The sequence below is a fragment of the Gemmobacter caeruleus genome, assembly GCF_008271655.1.
Classification (GTDB): domain Bacteria; phylum Pseudomonadota; class Alphaproteobacteria; order Rhodobacterales; family Rhodobacteraceae; genus Gemmobacter; species Gemmobacter caeruleus.
On sequence record NZ_VKKX01000001.1, the window covers coordinates 53972 to 68756 of the forward strand.

15 protein-coding genes are annotated in these 14785 nt (G+C 65.4%); 12 read left to right on the forward strand and 3 right to left on the reverse strand.

Features of this window, described 5'->3' with window-relative positions; all coding sequences use genetic code 11:
- Positions 1–38: 38 nt before the first annotated feature.
- Positions 39–914 carry a Hint domain-containing protein gene (locus FOA17_RS00295; RefSeq protein ID WP_238991672.1) on the reverse strand — a complete coding sequence of 292 codons (876 nt, stop codon included), beginning with the start codon at positions 912–914 and terminating at the stop codon, positions 39–41.
- A 506-nt stretch (positions 915–1420) separates the two neighbouring features.
- On the opposite strand from FOA17_RS00295, the gene repA reads away from it, so the two are divergent.
- The 3 genes from repA (at position 1421) to repC (ending at position 4943) form a co-directional block, all read left to right on the forward strand.
- Positions 1421–2596 carry a plasmid partitioning protein RepA gene (repA, locus tag FOA17_RS00300; RefSeq protein WP_149139523.1) on the forward strand — a complete coding sequence of 392 codons (1176 nt, stop codon included), beginning with the start codon at positions 1421–1423 and terminating at the stop codon, positions 2594–2596.
- A gap of 1 nt (position 2597) precedes the next feature.
- Positions 2598–3578 (forward strand): plasmid partitioning protein RepB, encoded by a 981-nt coding sequence (repB, locus tag FOA17_RS00305; protein ID WP_162528129.1) that lies wholly within the window; start codon positions 2598–2600, stop codon positions 3576–3578.
- Positions 3579–3866: 288 nt separating this feature from the next.
- Positions 3867–4943: a plasmid replication protein RepC gene (gene repC, locus FOA17_RS00310; RefSeq protein ID WP_238991673.1), complete on the forward strand. Its 1077-nt coding sequence runs from the start codon at positions 3867–3869 to the stop codon at positions 4941–4943.
- Positions 4944–5073: 130 nt separating this feature from the next.
- On the opposite strand, the gene FOA17_RS00315 is transcribed toward repC, so the two are convergent.
- Both FOA17_RS00315 and FOA17_RS00320 read right to left on the reverse strand, forming a co-directional pair.
- Entirely contained in the window at positions 5074–5376 is a 303-nt protein-coding gene (locus FOA17_RS00315) for a DUF1330 domain-containing protein (RefSeq protein ID WP_203232231.1), read from the reverse strand.
- The gene (locus FOA17_RS00320; protein WP_149139527.1) at positions 5376–6059 is read right to left on the reverse strand and encodes a GntR family transcriptional regulator; all 684 of its coding nucleotides are present in this window, start codon (positions 6057–6059) and stop codon (positions 5376–5378) included. The genes FOA17_RS00315 and FOA17_RS00320 overlap by 1 nt, the downstream gene beginning before the upstream one ends.
- A gap of 96 nt (positions 6060–6155) precedes the next feature.
- Between FOA17_RS00320 and FOA17_RS00325 the strand changes: the two genes are divergently transcribed.
- Genes FOA17_RS00325 through FOA17_RS00365 form a run of 9 tightly spaced genes read left to right on the forward strand, consistent with a single transcriptional unit; the run spans position 6156 to position 14782 of the window.
- On the forward strand, positions 6156–6758 hold the full coding sequence (locus tag FOA17_RS00325) for an amino acid synthesis family protein (protein ID WP_149139528.1): 603 nt from the start codon (positions 6156–6158) through the stop codon (positions 6756–6758).
- Positions 6730–7536, forward strand: coding sequence for an alpha/beta fold hydrolase (locus tag FOA17_RS00330; RefSeq protein WP_149139529.1), 807 nt, complete (start codon positions 6730–6732; stop codon positions 7534–7536). The genes FOA17_RS00325 and FOA17_RS00330 overlap by 29 nt, the downstream gene beginning before the upstream one ends.
- Positions 7533–8456, forward strand: a complete 924-nt coding sequence (locus tag FOA17_RS00335) for a flavin reductase family protein (RefSeq protein ID WP_149139530.1) — start codon at positions 7533–7535, stop codon at positions 8454–8456. The genes FOA17_RS00330 and FOA17_RS00335 overlap by 4 nt, the downstream gene beginning before the upstream one ends.
- Entirely contained in the window at positions 8456–9493 is a 1038-nt protein-coding gene (locus tag FOA17_RS00340) for an LLM class flavin-dependent oxidoreductase (protein WP_149139531.1), read from the forward strand. Before FOA17_RS00335 ends, FOA17_RS00340 begins: the two co-directional genes overlap by 1 nt.
- A 13-nt stretch (positions 9494–9506) precedes the next feature.
- Positions 9507–10970 carry an aldehyde dehydrogenase gene (locus tag FOA17_RS00345; RefSeq protein WP_149139532.1) on the forward strand — a complete coding sequence of 488 codons (1464 nt, stop codon included), beginning with the start codon at positions 9507–9509 and terminating at the stop codon, positions 10968–10970.
- A 26-nt stretch (positions 10971–10996) separates the two neighbouring features.
- Positions 10997–12004 carry an ABC transporter substrate-binding protein gene (locus FOA17_RS00350; RefSeq protein WP_149139533.1) on the forward strand — a complete coding sequence of 336 codons (1008 nt, stop codon included), beginning with the start codon at positions 10997–10999 and terminating at the stop codon, positions 12002–12004.
- A gap of 59 nt (positions 12005–12063) precedes the next feature.
- Positions 12064–12900, forward strand: coding sequence for an ABC transporter permease (locus tag FOA17_RS00355; RefSeq protein WP_149139534.1), 837 nt, complete (start codon positions 12064–12066; stop codon positions 12898–12900).
- Positions 12900–13700: an ABC transporter permease gene (locus FOA17_RS00360; RefSeq protein WP_149139535.1), complete on the forward strand. Its 801-nt coding sequence runs from the start codon at positions 12900–12902 to the stop codon at positions 13698–13700. Before FOA17_RS00355 ends, FOA17_RS00360 begins: the two co-directional genes overlap by 1 nt.
- Positions 13697–14782 (forward strand): ABC transporter ATP-binding protein, encoded by a 1086-nt coding sequence (locus tag FOA17_RS00365; protein ID WP_149139536.1) that lies wholly within the window; start codon positions 13697–13699, stop codon positions 14780–14782. Before FOA17_RS00360 ends, FOA17_RS00365 begins: the two co-directional genes overlap by 4 nt.
- Positions 14783–14785: the final 3 nt, after the last annotated feature.

The following is a 14785-nucleotide window of genomic DNA, read 5'->3' on the forward strand; positions in this document are numbered from 1 at the left end:
GCGAAAGGGTCGCGTATAGACCCTTGCGCGTCGCGGGGTCAAGGCGCGATGCCCCCCGCCGCCGGCAGGGTGTGGCGCGGGGGCGGCGGATCTTCGACCATCGGCTTGCGATTGCGTTGGTGCCGCTCCACCAGTTTGCGGCCCTGCCGACCGGTAATCACCGTCCGGCAACACGCGCTCCGGTCGCGCGTCGCGGGCAGGTCGGGAAAGATCGCGAGGATCTCCGCGCGCTGTTCCGGCGATACCGAACGGATCGCCTCGGGTCCGGTGAACAGGCTTTCGGTCTCCGCCCCGTTGGAAAAGACGACCTCATGCTGATCGAACAGCAGATGGGTATAGGTCACCTCGTCCAGATCGCCCGCGATCTCGATCCCCGGCAGGGCCAGAAGGTGCCGCGCCGGGCACAGCACCTCGGGCACGCCGAACATCCGCACCGCGATGCGCGAACGCAGCATGACCCGGTGCTGCGGCGAGACCAGCAGATCGGCGGCTGGCACCCCCTCGCCCAGCGTGCCGGCGCCGATCCGCACCGGGCGCAACTTGTCCTGCCGGGCCAGCGTATCGCGGCACAGCCGGCGCGACCCGATCCAGCGGATTGCCTGAAGCCCGTTGTCGCGGGTCTGCACCAGATCGCCCACGGCCAGATCCTGCACCGGCACATCGCCCGCGGGCGTCAGGATCAGCGTGCCCGGACCAGAGCAGATCACCTCGGTCACCATGCCATCCGTCGCCGCGACGCGCAGCGCCTCGCCATCGCCGGAATTCGTCTCGCCGGCGAACAGTCGATAGGTGCCGGGCGCGACATCGTGAAACGTCACCGTGACCTCCTGCACGGTGGTTCCGGCGGGCGCGTCCTCGGGCGCGACCTGCAAGCTGACCGGCGCCACCGATGCCACCGGCGCGCCTGCCGACATGATGCCTGCCTCCTGCCTTGGCCTGCGCGCAATCGCGACGTGGCACCGCCGATGCGACGACGCAGGCCTGTTTGCCTCATGATTTTCGTTGTTGCGCCGCATCTCTCACCGGGGCGGGATGCGGTTCCTGCGATTCAACTAAGGGCAAGCCGGGCGGCCCGGACATAGGCCGAACGCATCATTCGGCACCAAAAACCGGGGCGCCACGATTCGGGCCGCCGCAGCCCGGCACGGAAGACTGGCTACAAGATATGGTGCGCCGCTTTACGGGAAATTTCATCTTTTTCACGACATATCAATGGGATGAACGAAATCTTGACGACCCGCCCTGCCCCGCCGCCGCGCGAATTGTAGAAATTTCTTGCAGCATGGCCCATCTTGGCGCATTCCTGTCGTAGCGCAGAAGGGCGAGAATTGCGCCTTTTCGCGCTACGACAACAAGAACAAACTCGAAATGAGGGGCTGAGGGCGGAATAACCGCGCCAGCCGAAGACCATGAGGGCAGTATGTCAGCAGAGCGCGTCTTTGCCGAGCTTCAATCGGATGCCTCCACGTTGCATGACTCGATCCGCATGCACCTGGAGCGCAATTTCGCGCCTGATGCGCGCAAGCATCTGCGTGGTTTTTCCTCGGCAGAGGCGGCCGAATTCCTCGGGCTGGCTCCGGGGCATCTGCGCAAGCTGCATGCCGAAGGCAAGATCCCCGATGTCGGGCTGGATGAACGCGGGCGCAAGGTCTATTCCGCCGAGGATCTGGCGCAGATCCGGCTGGCGCTTGCCCGCACCACGCGCGACCCTTCGCTGTATCTGCGGGGCCGCGTCGGCGACGAGCCTGTGCAGATTCTGTCTTGCGTGTCGTTCAAGGGCGGCTCTGCCAAGACGACCAGCGCGGCGTATCTGAGCCAGTGGTTCGCCTTGCACGGCTATCGCGTGCTGATCATCGACATGGACCCGCAGGCCTCGCTGTCATCCATGACCGGCCTGCGCCCGGAGATCGACTTTACCCATCAGGGCACGATCTACGATGCGATCCGCTATGAAAACCCGCTGCCGATGGAAGAGGTGATCCGCAAGACCTATTTTCACGGCCTGGACATCGCGGCGGGCGGGCTGATCCTGTCGGAATACGAGACCGAGACACCCTATGCCCTGCGCCGCGGCGCCGAACCGCCGTTCTACCTGCGGCTGCGCGAGGCGATCCAGTCGGTTGAAGCGCAATATGATCTGGTCTTTATCGACTGCCCGCCGCAACTGGGCTTTCTCACGCTGTCCTCGCTGGTGGCCTCGTCCTCGATCCTGATCCCGGTGGTGCCGAATTTCATCGACGTGGCCTCGCTTGCGCAGTTCCTGACCATGACGGCCTCGCTGCTGGATACGATCCGCGACGCGGGCATGACACTGGATTATGACTTTCTGCGCTACCTCGTGTCGCGTTTTGAACCCTCCGACGGGCCCCAGGCGCAGGTGGCGGGGCTGCTGCGGGCGAATTTCGGCAAGCGCGTGATGACAGAGGCGTTTCTGAAATCGACCGCCGTGTCGGATGCCGGCTTGACGCACCAGACCCTGTTCGAGGTCGGGCGCGGCAGCATGAACCGCAACACCTATGACCGCGCGATGGAATCGGTGAATGCCGTCGCGCGCGAATTGGAGCAGGATATCCACAAGGCTTGGGGGAGGCTCTGACATGGCCCGCAAGAACATGTTCGAGGGGATCACCCCGGCATCGCGCCCCGAAACGCCCGCGGCCGAGGCACCACCCCGCCCCGCCACCCCGCGCATGCCCGAGGTGTTTCAAAGCGCAGGCCCGATTGCCGCGATTCGCAACGATCTGCGCAGCCTCGGCAGCCGTTCGGTGCAGGAAATCGACCCCGAGCTGATCGAGGATACCGGCCTCAAGGACCGGCTGGGCGATCTGGACGAGGATATTGCCGACCTGCGCGCCAGCATTGCCGGCCATGGCCAACAGGTGCCGATCCTGCTGCGCCCGCACCCGGCGCTGAGCGGGCGCTATCAGGTTGTCTATGGCCGCCGCCGGCTGGCCGCCATTCGCGGGCTGGGCATTCCGGTCAAGGCGCTGATCCGCACGCTTTCCGACGAAGAGGCGGTGCTGGCGCAGGGCCAGGAAAACAACCTGCGCAAGGATCCGTCCTTTGTCGAAAAGGCGCTGTTCGCCGGCGATCTGGAGGAGGCGGGCTATGACGCCCGCGTGGTGCAAGAGGCGCTGAACGTCAATCGCAGCCACACCTCGCATATGCGCAAGGTACGCGAGGCCTTCCCGCGCGAGGTGCTGGAACGGATCGGCGCGGCGCCCTCGATCGGCTGGAAACGCTGGTATGAGTTGGCGCTGCGGCTGCTGGAACAGCAGATCGACCCGCGCGGCATCCATCCGGCGCCCTTTGTCGCCGGCACGACCTCGGACCAGCGTTTTGCGGCCTGGGTCGCGGCGCTGCCCGCCGCGCGCCCGGCCAGGCCCCCTGCCCCGGGCCTTGTGGTGCAAGACAGCGCCGGCGCCGATCTGGGCGAAGTGAGCTTGCAGAAAGGGCGCTTAAGCTTTCGCGCCACGGCCCGGAACGCGGCCTTTGCCGATTGGCTGCATGCCAATGCGGGCGCGGTCTTTGCCCGGCTGCATGACGAATTCACGGCCAGTTCCGGCACGCCGGACTGACGGAATGCAACGATAACAACAGAGGAGCAGTGTCGGAAAAGGATAGGCCTCCCGAATGGAACCACCCGGAAGGCCCGCGCAAACCACAGGGCGCCAACCCTGAGAATGCTCATCTTCTAGCCAGAGCAACCTAGCGCAGGCCCGAATCACACGCAACATCGCATCGCGGTGATCCGATGTCTTTTGTCCTTTTTCTGGGGATAACGGGCGCGTTTCTCGCTGCGATCCTGCAAGAATGCCCTTTCGGTGGCCCTGATCGTTCCGTGTGAACGCATCATGCAACATGTCATGTCTTCGTCCGTGTCCCGGCGTGCCCAGCCCGCTGGCCGCCAAACCCGCACGCCCCCTGCCCCGCAAGACCCGCGCTGGCAATTGCTGGCTCTGGTCCGCACCTGCCGCGACAAGCTCGCCCTGCGCGACCGCGACATCACGGTATTGCGCGGCCTGTTGTCGCTGGTGCCGGCTGGCGCCACGCCGGTGCAACGGGTGGTCTTTGCCTCGAACCGCGTGCTGATCGAACGCTGCGACGGGATTGACGAACGCACCTTGCGGCGGCGCCTGGCGCAGCTACAGACCGCCGGCCTGCTGATCCGCAAGCCCAGCCCGAACGGCAAGCGTTATCAGATCCGCGATGCGGATACCGAGGCGCGGCTGACCTATGGCATCGACCTCACGCCGCTTTTTGCCCTGCAATCGCATCTTGAGGGGCTGGCGGCCCTTTGCGGCCAGGAGGCCCTGCAACGGCGCAGTCTGCGCGCCATGATCCGCGATCTGCTGTTCCGCCACCCTGATGCCGGCACCCCGGCAGAGCGTGAAGAAGCCCGCCTGTCGCTGCGCCGCGTGCTGAGCATTGCGCGCCTGGAGGCCATCTTGCGGATGCTCGCGCCGGAAAGCCCCCCCACGCCAGCGCCCCAAATGACCGTCAGCGACAGTCAAAATGACCGGCACATTCAGAGGTCGGATAAAGAAGATCTTGAATCTGAACCTGCCGAGAAATGCCAAAAGCCGCAACCTGCGCCGGAAACCCAACCTGACGAAGACCTGACGGTTGAGGAATGTCTTGATCTGGCACCAACTGCCCGCGCTCTGGCCCCCGAACCGCTGCGTTCTTGGGATGGGATGATCGACCTCTCTGCCCGGCTTGCTCCGGCGATCGGTCTGTCACCGCAAATCATGCAATCTGCCCGCTCGGCCCTGGGGCCACATGGCTGCGCGCTGGCCGTTCTGGGATTGATCGAAGCCTTGGGGCGGATTCGCAATCCACAGGCCTATTTGCAAGCGTTGATCCTGCGCGCCGGCAATCAGGGGCTGAATTCGGTGCGGATGTTCCGGTCGCTGGTCCGGCCGATGGCTGAGGCCGCGTGATGTATACCGGGGTAAACGTCCGGGATGGGTTTGCCGATGTTTACCGGGGTAAACACGGCACAGGCGAGAGGACGAAAAGGGCAGGGGTCAGGCGACCCTCAACATCTGCACAGACGCGCAGGATCCGCGCTCAGGATGCCGCAGTCTGCGCCAGACCTTCGACGATGACCACATGCGCCACGGCCGCGCCGTCCCGGGCCTGGCGGGCGGCTTGATATTCGGGCGAGGCATAGCATGCCCGCGCAGCCTCAAGCGTCGGGAATTCAATCACCACATGCCGATCCAATGCGGGCCCTTCGCAAACATCGGCCTCACCGCCCCGCGCCAGAAACCGGCCGCCAAAGCGCGCAAAGGCGGCGGGTGCAAGACTCTGATACCCGGCATAGGCGACGGGATCGGTGACGGTGACATGGGCAAGCCAATAGCCGGGCATCACGGCTGTCCTTCAAGGCTGATACGCGCGATTTCAGCGGCATCTCGCAAATGGTCATTCACCGCGGCGGCCGCGGCTTCGGGGTCATGAGCGCAGATCGCCGCGCAAATCCGCTGCATATGCGCATGGCCCGAAACGCTGCGATCGCTGGTGGCAAGGGTAATGGCGCGCAAACGAGAGATACGGCCATTCAGGCGCTGCACGATTTCCCAGGCAATATCATGCCCTGCCGCGTCAAAGATCACCTGATAGAAGTGGGTCGTGGCGCCCAGCAGCCGGTCTGGCTGCCCGTTTTCGAAGGACAGTTTCAGGGCATCCAGCGCGGCCCGCAGGCGTTTCTTGGTGCCCTCATCGGCGCGGGTGGCACAGGCCGCCGCCGCTGCGGCCTCCAGCAGGCGGCGGATGTCGTAGATCTGGCGCGCGCGCGGCCAATCCAGCGTGGCAACCACCGGGCCGCTGCGGCCTTGCGTTTCGACCAGCCCCTCGGCCTCCAGATAGCGGATCGCCTCGCGCACGACTGATCGCGATACGCCCAACTGATCGCACAGGGTGCGTTCCACCAACCGGCTTCCGCCGGCAAACCGGCCCGAGATGATCGCCTGTCGCAACCTGTCCACCGCCAGTTCGCGGAGCTTGGTGGGCGAATGCGCAATGCGCAGATCGGCGTCATGTGTCTGGTCCATGGCGGCACGATAGGCGCAGCGCTGCGCCAAATCAAGTTGTTCTTGACATGCTGTATGATGGTATACCAACATACAGACAGAAAGCAGGAGGCTCAGATGGCGGCACAGATTCGCAAGACCTATCTCAATATCGAGACGACGCTGATCGAGGGCGGGCGGGCGGCGCCCAAGCCGCTGAAGCTGGTCTCGGCGGCGGTCGTGTTGCAAAACCCCTGGGCCGGGCGCGGGTTCGTCGAAGACCTGAAACCCGAAATCCACGCCATTGCGCCGGAAATCGGCGCGCTGCTGACCTCGATGATCCTTGAGGCCGCCGGCGGCGCCGGCAATGTGGAGGCCTATGGCAAGGCCGCCGTCGTGGGCCTTCATGGCGAGCTGGAACATGCCAATGCGCTGATCCACACGCTGCGCTTTGGCAATCATTACCGGCAGGCCCTTGGCGCCAAGACCTATCTGGCCTTCACCAATGTCCGCGGCCCGGCCAATACGCCGGTGATGATCCCGCTGATGGACAAGCATGACGAGGGCCGCCGCTCGCATTACCAGACGGCGCATTTCTCGATCCCGGATGCGCCGGGCGCGGACGAGATCCTTGTGGCGCTTGGCGCGGCGACGGGCGGGCGGCCGCATCACCGGATTGGCGACCGCTACCAAGACCTCAAGGATCTGGGCAATGATGTCGCGAACCCTGCTTCTGTCTGATGGCGCATCGGTTCGTGTGATCGAGGCAGGGGCCGGGAATGCGACGGCGGCGCCCCTGCTGCTGATCCATGGCGTTGGCATGCGGGCCGAGGCCTGGGGGCCGCAGATCGCCGCCCTGGCCCGGGACTTTCGCGTGATCGCGGTGGACATGCCCGGCCATGGCGAAAGCGACCCGTTGCCCGGCGATCCGCGCTTGCCCGATTATGTCGCCTGGGCGGCCCGGGTGATTGAGGCCCTGGGCCTTGGCGCCGTCTCGGTGGCGGGGCATTCGATGGGGTCGCTGATCGCCGGCGGGCTGGCGGTGGAGCGTCCCGATCTGGTGACCCGCGCGGCGCTGCTCAATGGCGTTCACCGGCGCAGCGACGCGGCCCGCGCGGCCGTGCTGGCGCGCGCCGCCGAGATCGCGGCGGGGCAGGGGGGGATCGACGCCCCCCTGGCGCGCTGGTTCGATGCAGGCCAGGCCGACTTGCGCGCGCAGGTCGCGGGTTGGCTGCACGATGTCTCGCCCCGGGGCTATGCCGCGGCCTATCGCGCCTTTGCCGAAGGCGATGGCGTTTATGCCGACCGGCTGGGCGCGGTGCGGTGCCCGCTTCTGGTGCTGACCGGCGATGGCGACGCCAATTCGACGCCCGAAATGACCCGCGCCATGGCCGCCATGGCGCCGCAGGGCAGGGCGGTGGTGATCGAGGGCCATCGCCACATGGTGAACCTGACCGCCCCCGAGGCGGTGACCGCAGAATTGCAGCGCTGGCTGGAAACCGAGGAGAGATCGGCATGAGCGACCCTATCGACCCGCGCGCCCTGCGCGATGCCTTTGGCTGCTTCATGACCGGCGTGACGGTGGTGACGGCACTGGATGAACAGGGCAAGCCCCTGGGCTTTACCGCCAATTCCTTTTCCTCGGTATCGCTTGACCCGCCGCTGTTGCTGGTGTCGATCGCCAACCGCTCGGCCAATCTGGAGCCGTTCTGCAAGGCCAAGGGCTTTGCCGTGAACATTCTGGCAGAGCGGCAAAAGGACGTGTCTGCCATTTTCGCCCGCCCGTCGGAGGACCGCTTCGCCAGCGTCTATTGGCGGCACGGGCCGGTGGGCTCGCCCCTGATCGCCGAAGTCTCGGCCTGGTTCGATTGCACCATGGAACAGGCGATCCCGGCGGGGGATCACACGATCCTTCTGGGGCGGATCGGCGCGTTTGACGCCAATGCCCATCCGGGCCTTGGCTATTATCGCGGCGCCTATGTCACCCCGGCGGCCACCGCCACGCAACTGCCTGCCGGGCCGGATGTGGTGCTGTCGGCCATCATCCAGGCCGAGGGCCGTGTGCTGTTGGTCGATGACGGGCGGGGCGGGCTTTCGGTGCCGATGGCGCGGGTGGGCCGCGAAGGTGTGCAGGCGGCGTTGTCGGCGCTGTTTGAAAGCCTGAATATTCAGGCCGAGGCCGGATCGGTCTACGCCGTCTACGAGGATGCCACACTGGGCACCCAGCATCTTGCCCTGCGCTGCCCCGCGCAGGCGGGCACGCCTGCCAAGGGCGCCTTTGTCGATCTTGCGCCGGAAGGCATGGCCGATGTCACCGACCCGGCGCTGCGCAGCATGTTGCAGCGGCTGGCCGAGGAAACCCGCATGGGCAATTACGGCACCTATTTCGGCACACATGAACAGGGACGCGTGCAACGCATCGCGGAAGGACAGAACTGATGAAATTCTCGCTTTTCATCCATATGGAACGGGTCTCGGCCGAAGACGACCAGAAGCGGCTGTATGACGAGATGATCGAACTGTGCCGCATCGCCGATGAGGGTGGCATGCATGCCATCTGGACGGGCGAGCATCACGGCATGAACTTTACCATCGCGCCGAACCCGTTGCTCAATCTGGTGGATCTGGCGCGGCGCACCAAGAACGTGCGCCTGGGCACCGGCACGGTGATCGCGCCCTTCTGGCATCCGATCCGGCTGGCGGGCGAGGCGGCGATGGCCGATATCATCATGGATGGCCGGCTGGATCTGGGCATTGCGCGCGGGGCCTACAGCTTTGAATATGAACGCCTGCTGCCCGGGCTGGATGCCTGGGGCGCGGGCGGGCGGATGCGCGAGCTGGTGCCGGCGGTCAAGGCGCTCTGGGCGGGCGATTACGAACATGCCGGGGAATATTGGCAGTTTCCCAAGACCACCGCGTCGCCCAAGCCGCTGCAAGCCGACGGCCCGCCGATCTGGGTCGCGGCGCGCGATCCCAACAGCCATGAATTTGCCGTGTCGCAGGGCTGCAATGTGCAGGTCACGCCGCTGCATCTGGGCGATGAGGAAGTGGTCAGCCTGATGGAGCGTTTCAACGCCGCCTGCGCCGCCAACCCGACCGTGCCGCGCCCGAAAATCATGGTGCTGCGCCATGCCTATGTGGCCGACAGCGAGGCCGATGCCCAGCTTGCCGCGCAGGAAATCAACAGGTTCTATTGCTATTTCGGCGCCTGGTTCAAGAACGAGCGCCCGATCTCGCAGGGTCTCATCCAGGAACTGACCGAGGCCGAGATCGCCGCGCATCCGTTCTATTCGGCCGAGGCCATGCGCAAGAACCAGATCATCGGCGAGGCGCCGGAGGTCATCGAACGCATCAAGGGCTATGAGGCCCTGGGCTATGATGAGTTCAGTTTCTGGATCGACACCGGCATGAGCTTTGAGCGCAAGAAAGCCTCGCTGGAGCGGCTGATCCGCGACGTGATGCCCGCCTTCGCCTGAACAGGAGCGCCCGATGGATCGGTTTCAGCACTATATCGACGGGGTTTTCGAGGATGGCGCGGCCAGCTTTGACAGCCTTGACCCGGCGACGGGCGCGCCTTGGGCGGTGATGCCCATGGCCAGCGCGGGCGATGTGGACCGGGCGGTGCTGGCGGCGCATCGGGCGTTCACCTCGGGCGCCTGGCCCGCGATGACCGCGACGGCGCGCGGCAAGCTTCTGCACAGGCTGGCCGATCTGGTGCAGGCGGCAGCCCCGCGTCTGGCGGCGCTGGAGACCCGCGACACCGGCAAGATCATCCGCGAAACATCGGCCCAGATTGCCTATGTGGCGGAATATTACCGCTATTACGCGGGGTTGGCCGACAAGATCGAGGGCGCGCATCTGCCCATCGACAAGCCGGATATGGAGGTCTGGCTGCGGCGCGAACCCGTGGGCGTGGTGGCGGCGATCGTGCCGTGGAACAGCCAGCTGTTCCTGTCGGCGGTCAAGATCGGCCCGGCGCTGGCGGCGGGTTGCACCTTGGTCGTGAAGGCGTCGGAGGATGGCCCCGCGCCGCTTTTGGAATTTGCGCGGCTGGTCGATCAGGCGGGCTTTCCCCCCGGCGTGGTCAATATCCTGACCGGCGGGCCAGAGGCCGGGCGGGCGCTGACCACCCATCCGCAGGTGGCGCATATCGCCTTTACCGGCGGGCCGGATACCGCGCGCCATATCGTGCGGGCCAGCGCCGAGAATCTGGCCAAGACCTCGCTCGAACTGGGCGGCAAATCGCCCTTCATCGTGTTCGACGATGCCGATCTGGACAGCGCGGCGAATGCCCAAGTCTCGGGCATTTTCGCGGCCACCGGGCAAAGCTGCGTGGCGGGATCGCGCCTGCTGGTGCAGGCCAGCGTCAAGGATGCGTTTCTCGCGCGGCTGAAGGCCAAGGCGGAAGGCGTGGCCATCGGCGCGCCGGGCGATATGGCGACCGAGGTCGGCCCGCTTTGCACCCTGCGCCAGCGTGACCGGATCGCGGATCTGATCGCGCGGTCGCTGGCGGCGGGGGCGCGGCTGGTCACCGGGGGCGTGGCGCCGGAAGGGCAGGGCTTCTATTTCCCGCCCACCATTCTGGATTGCTCGGACGCCCCCGATGCGCCCTGTCTGCGCGAGGAATTCTTTGGCCCGGTCCTGTCGGTCGTCACCTTCGACACCGAGGCCGAGGCGCTGGCCAAGGCCAATGATACCGAATTCGGGCTGGCTTCGGGTGTGTTCACCCAAAGCCTGACCCGCGCCCATCGCATGATCCGGGGCATCCGCGCCGGGATCGTATGGGTGAATACCTACCGTGCCGTTTCCCCCATCGCGCCATTCGGCGGGCACGGGCTTTCTGGTCATGGCAGGGAGGGAGGCCTTGCCGCGGCTCTGGACTATACGACGGTGAAAACGGTTTGGCTGCGCACCTCGGACGATCCGATCCCGGATCCGTTCGTGATGCGCTGACAGGCCATAACAGGGAAGAGAAACTGATGAAAAAGACCATGATCGCGCTGGCGCTGGCCAGCGGCCTGACCTCCGCTGCCCATGCGCAAGACATGGTGTTCACCAGCTGGGGCGGCACCACCCAAGACGCGCAGGCCGCACATTGGGCCGCGCCCTTCACCGAAAAGGGTGGCCCTGCCGTAGTGCAAGACGGCCCGACCGATTACGGCAAGATCAAAGCCATGGTCGAGGCGGGCGCCGTCACTTGGGATGTGGTGGATGTGGAATATGACTGGGCGCTGCAAGCGGGCAAGGCTGGCCTGCTGGAGCCGCTGGATTTCACCGTGATCGACAAGACCAAGCTCGACCCGCGCTTTGTGTCGGATTTCGCGGTCGGCTCGTTCTACTATTCCTTCGTTCTGGGCTGGAACCCGGCGAATTTCCCCGATGCGTCGCCCGCCACGCTGGCCGATCTGTTCGACACCGCCAAATTCCCCGGCAAGCGCACCTTTTACAAATGGTCGGCCCCCGGTGTGATCGAGGCCGCGTTGCTGGCCGATGGCGTGGCGCCCGATGCGCTCTATCCGCTGGATCTGGATCGCGCCTTCAAGAAGCTGGATACGATCAAGGCTGACATCATCTGGTGGGAAGGTGGCGCGCAAAGCCAGCAGCTTCTGGCCTCGGGCGAGGCGCCGATCGGTTTCTTCTGGAATGGCCGCCTGTCGGCGCTGCAAGCCGATGGCATGGAGGTGGGCATCAGCTGGGATCAGAACATCACCGCCGCCGACGCGCTCGTGGTGCCCAAAGGCACCAAGAACAAGGAGGCCGCGATGAAATTCATCGCCGAGGCGACCAGCGCCGAAGGCCAGGCCGCCTTTGCCGCCGCCACCGGCTATGCGCCGGTGAACCTTGGCTCGGCCGATCTGATGGACCCGGCGATCCGCGCCACGCTGCCCGATGCCCAGACGGCGGTGCAGGTGAATGCCGACATGGCCTATTGGGCCGACCACCGCGATGAGATCGGCAACCGCTGGTATGCCTGGCAGGCGCAGTAAGCGCCGTCTTTCCCCCCGGCGCACAGCCGGGGGGCCATCCCGACAGAGGAGGATCGGAGATGTTTTCCGCCGCTGCCCCCCGACGCGGGTCGGGGCTTGGTTTTGCCATGCCTGCGATCCTGCTGCTGGCCGCGTTTTTCGTCATTCCCGTGGTGTTCCTGCTGACGCGCTCGGTGACCGAGCCGCAGCTGGGCCTGCAAAACTATGCCGCACTTGTGGGCAGTTCGACCTATGCCAAGGTGTTCTTCAACACCTTCTTCGTGGCGGGTGTGGTCACGCTGGTCACGGTGCTGATCGCCTTTCCGGTCGCCTGGGCGCTGGCCATCATGCCCGCGCGCTGGTCGGCGGTGGTGTTCGCGATCATCCTTCTGTCGATGTGGACCAACCTTCTGGCGCGCACCTATGCCTGGATGGTGCTGCTGCAACAGACCGGCCTGATCAACCGGATGCTCAAGGCCATCGGCCTGATCGACCAGCCTTTGCAACTGACCAACAATCTGGTCGGCGTCACCATCGGCATGGTCTATATCATGCTGCCCTTCATGATCCTGCCGCTCTTGGGTGTCATCAAGAAGATCGACCCCGCGATCCTGCAAGCCGCCGCTTTGTGTGGCGCAACCAAATGGCAGGCGCTGACCCGCGTGCTGGTGCCGCTGGCCACGCCCGGCATCGCCTCGGGGGCGCTGATGGTTTTCGTGATGTCGCTGGGCTATTTCGTCACGCCCTCGCTGCTGGGCGGCACCGCCAACATGATGCTGGCCGAACTGATCGCCCAACAGGTGCAAAGCCTGGTGAACTGGGGCATGGGCGGGGCGGCGGCCTTCCTGCTGTTGCTGGTCACGCTGGGGCTTTATGCCGTGCAATTGCGGTTCCTGGACCGGAAGGAGGCCGCCTGATGCTGCTCGACTTCAACAAGCTGGGCGCGTGGAAATGGGCGCTGTCGGCCATCTGCGCGGTGATGAGCCTGTTTCTGCTGCTGCCGATCCTGTTCATCGTGGCGCTGTCTTTCGGCAGTTCGCGCTGGCTGATCTTTCCGCCGCCGGGCTGGACGCTGAAATGGTATGAGGAACTGTTCGCCGATCCGCGCTGGATTGGCGCGGCGCTGACCTCGGCCAAGATCGGGGTCATCGTTATGGTGATCTCGGTGGCGCTTGGCCTTCTGGCCTCGCTGGCCTTGGTGCGCGGCACGTTCCGGGGGCGCGAGGTGCTGCGGGCCTTCTTCCTCACCCCCATGGTGCTGCCGGTGGTCATCGTCGCCGTGGCGCTTTATGCGGCCTTCCTGCGGCTGGGGCTGAACGGCACGCTGGTGGGCTTTGTCATCGCCCATGTCATCGTGGCGCTGCCCTTTGCCATCATTACCATCACCGGCGCGCTGGAGACGTTCGACCCCGCCATCGAGGATGCCGCCATCCTCTGCGGCGCATCCCCATGGGAGGCGCGGCTGCGCGTTACCCTGCCGGGCATCCGCCACGGCCTGTTCTCGGCCGCGATCTTTTCCTTCCTGATCTCGTGGGATGAGGTGGTGCTGGCGATCTTCATGGCCTCGCCCAGCCTGCAAACCCTGCCGGTCAAGGTCTGGACCACGCTGCGTCAAGACCTGACGCCTGTGATTGCCGCCGCCTCCACCCTGCTTGTCGCACTGACGGTGCTGCTGATGATTGCCGCCGCCGTCCTTCGCAAAGGTAAATCCGAATGACCCCGTTCCTGCATATCAACGGCATCCGCAAGACCTATGGCCCGGTGGTCGCCACCGACCATGTGGAGCTTTCCATCGCGGAAGGCGAGTTCATGACCTTCCTTGGCCCCTCGGGGTCTGGCAAATCCACCACGCTTTATATCCTGGCGGGGTTTCAGGATCCGACGGCGGGCGACATCAGGCTGCGCGGCCAGTCGATCCTGCAAACCCCTTCGCACAAGCGCAATATCGGCATGGTGTTCCAGCGCTACACCCTGTTCCCGCATCTGAGCGTTGGCGAGAATGTGGCCTTCCCGCTGCGGGTGCGCCGGATGGGGCAGGATGAGATCGCGCAGAAGGTGAAGCGCGCGCTGTCGCTGGTGCGGCTGGACGGGTTCGAGGACCGGATGCCCGCCAAGATGTCGGGCGGCCAGCAACAGCGCGTCGCGCTGGCCCGCGCACTGGTCTATGACCCCCCGGTGCTGCTGATGGACGAGCCGCTTTCGGCGCTGGACAAGAAGCTGCGCGAGGAGATTCAGTTCGAGATCCGCCGCGTCCATCAGGAAACCGGGGTCACGATCCTTTATGTGACCCATGATCAGGAAGAGGCGCTGCGCCTCTCGGACCGGATCGCCATTTTCAACAAGGGCAAGATCGAACAGGTCGGCACCGGGCCAGAGCTTTACGCCAACCCCGCCACGCATTTCGTGGCCGATTTCATCGGGGATAGCGCGTTCTTGGCCGGTGAACTGGCAGGCGTGGCGCAGGGCCGCGCCGGCCTGCGCTTTGCCGACGGCTCCACCGTCGCCGCCGTGCCGCTGCATGGGCAGGGCATGGCGGGCCAGGCGGCGGAGTTGATGCTGCGCCCCGAGCGCATCGAATTGACCCCCGAGGCCGGGCCAGAGGGCGCCAGCCTGCCCGTCACGGTCGAAGACCTGACCTTTCTGGGCAATAACACCACCGTTTCCGCCCGCACGGGTTGGGGGGCGGCGCTGACGGTGCGGCTGAATTTCGGGCATCCTTTGGCGGCCCGCATCGCGCGCGGCGACAAGCTGCATATCCGTTGGGCCCCCGAGGCCGCCCATGCTTTTGTGAAAGGCTAAGCC

Excerpts from the sequence above, each read along its gene's own strand:
- FOA17_RS00340 (WP_149139531.1), top strand. The coding sequence starts at position 8,456 with ATGAAATTCTCGCTTTTCATCCATATGGAACGGGTCTCGGCCGAAGAC.
- FOA17_RS00320 (WP_149139527.1), bottom strand. The coding sequence starts at position 6,059 with ATGGACCAGACACATGACGCCGATCTGCGCATTGCGCATTCGCCCACC.
- repA (WP_149139523.1), top strand. The coding sequence starts at position 1,421 with ATGTCAGCAGAGCGCGTCTTTGCCGAGCTTCAATCGGATGCCTCCACG.
- FOA17_RS00295 (WP_238991672.1), bottom strand. The coding sequence starts at position 914 with ATGTCGGCAGGCGCGCCGGTGGCATCGGTGGCGCCGGTCAGCTTGCAG.
- FOA17_RS00365 (WP_149139536.1), top strand. The coding sequence starts at position 13,697 with ATGACCCCGTTCCTGCATATCAACGGCATCCGCAAGACCTATGGCCCG.
- FOA17_RS00350 (WP_149139533.1), top strand. The coding sequence starts at position 10,997 with ATGAAAAAGACCATGATCGCGCTGGCGCTGGCCAGCGGCCTGACCTCC.
- repC (WP_238991673.1), top strand. The coding sequence starts at position 3,867 with ATGTCTTCGTCCGTGTCCCGGCGTGCCCAGCCCGCTGGCCGCCAAACC.
- FOA17_RS00315 (WP_203232231.1), bottom strand. The coding sequence starts at position 5,376 with ATGCCCGGCTATTGGCTTGCCCATGTCACCGTCACCGATCCCGTCGCC.
- FOA17_RS00360 (WP_149139535.1), top strand. The coding sequence starts at position 12,900 with ATGCTGCTCGACTTCAACAAGCTGGGCGCGTGGAAATGGGCGCTGTCG.
- FOA17_RS00355 (WP_149139534.1), top strand. The coding sequence starts at position 12,064 with ATGTTTTCCGCCGCTGCCCCCCGACGCGGGTCGGGGCTTGGTTTTGCC.
- FOA17_RS00330 (WP_149139529.1), top strand. The coding sequence starts at position 6,730 with ATGATGTCGCGAACCCTGCTTCTGTCTGATGGCGCATCGGTTCGTGTG.
- FOA17_RS00335 (WP_149139530.1), top strand. The coding sequence starts at position 7,533 with ATGAGCGACCCTATCGACCCGCGCGCCCTGCGCGATGCCTTTGGCTGC.
- FOA17_RS00325 (WP_149139528.1), top strand. The coding sequence starts at position 6,156 with ATGGCGGCACAGATTCGCAAGACCTATCTCAATATCGAGACGACGCTG.
- FOA17_RS00345 (WP_149139532.1), top strand. The coding sequence starts at position 9,507 with ATGGATCGGTTTCAGCACTATATCGACGGGGTTTTCGAGGATGGCGCG.
- repB (WP_162528129.1), top strand. The coding sequence starts at position 2,598 with ATGGCCCGCAAGAACATGTTCGAGGGGATCACCCCGGCATCGCGCCCC.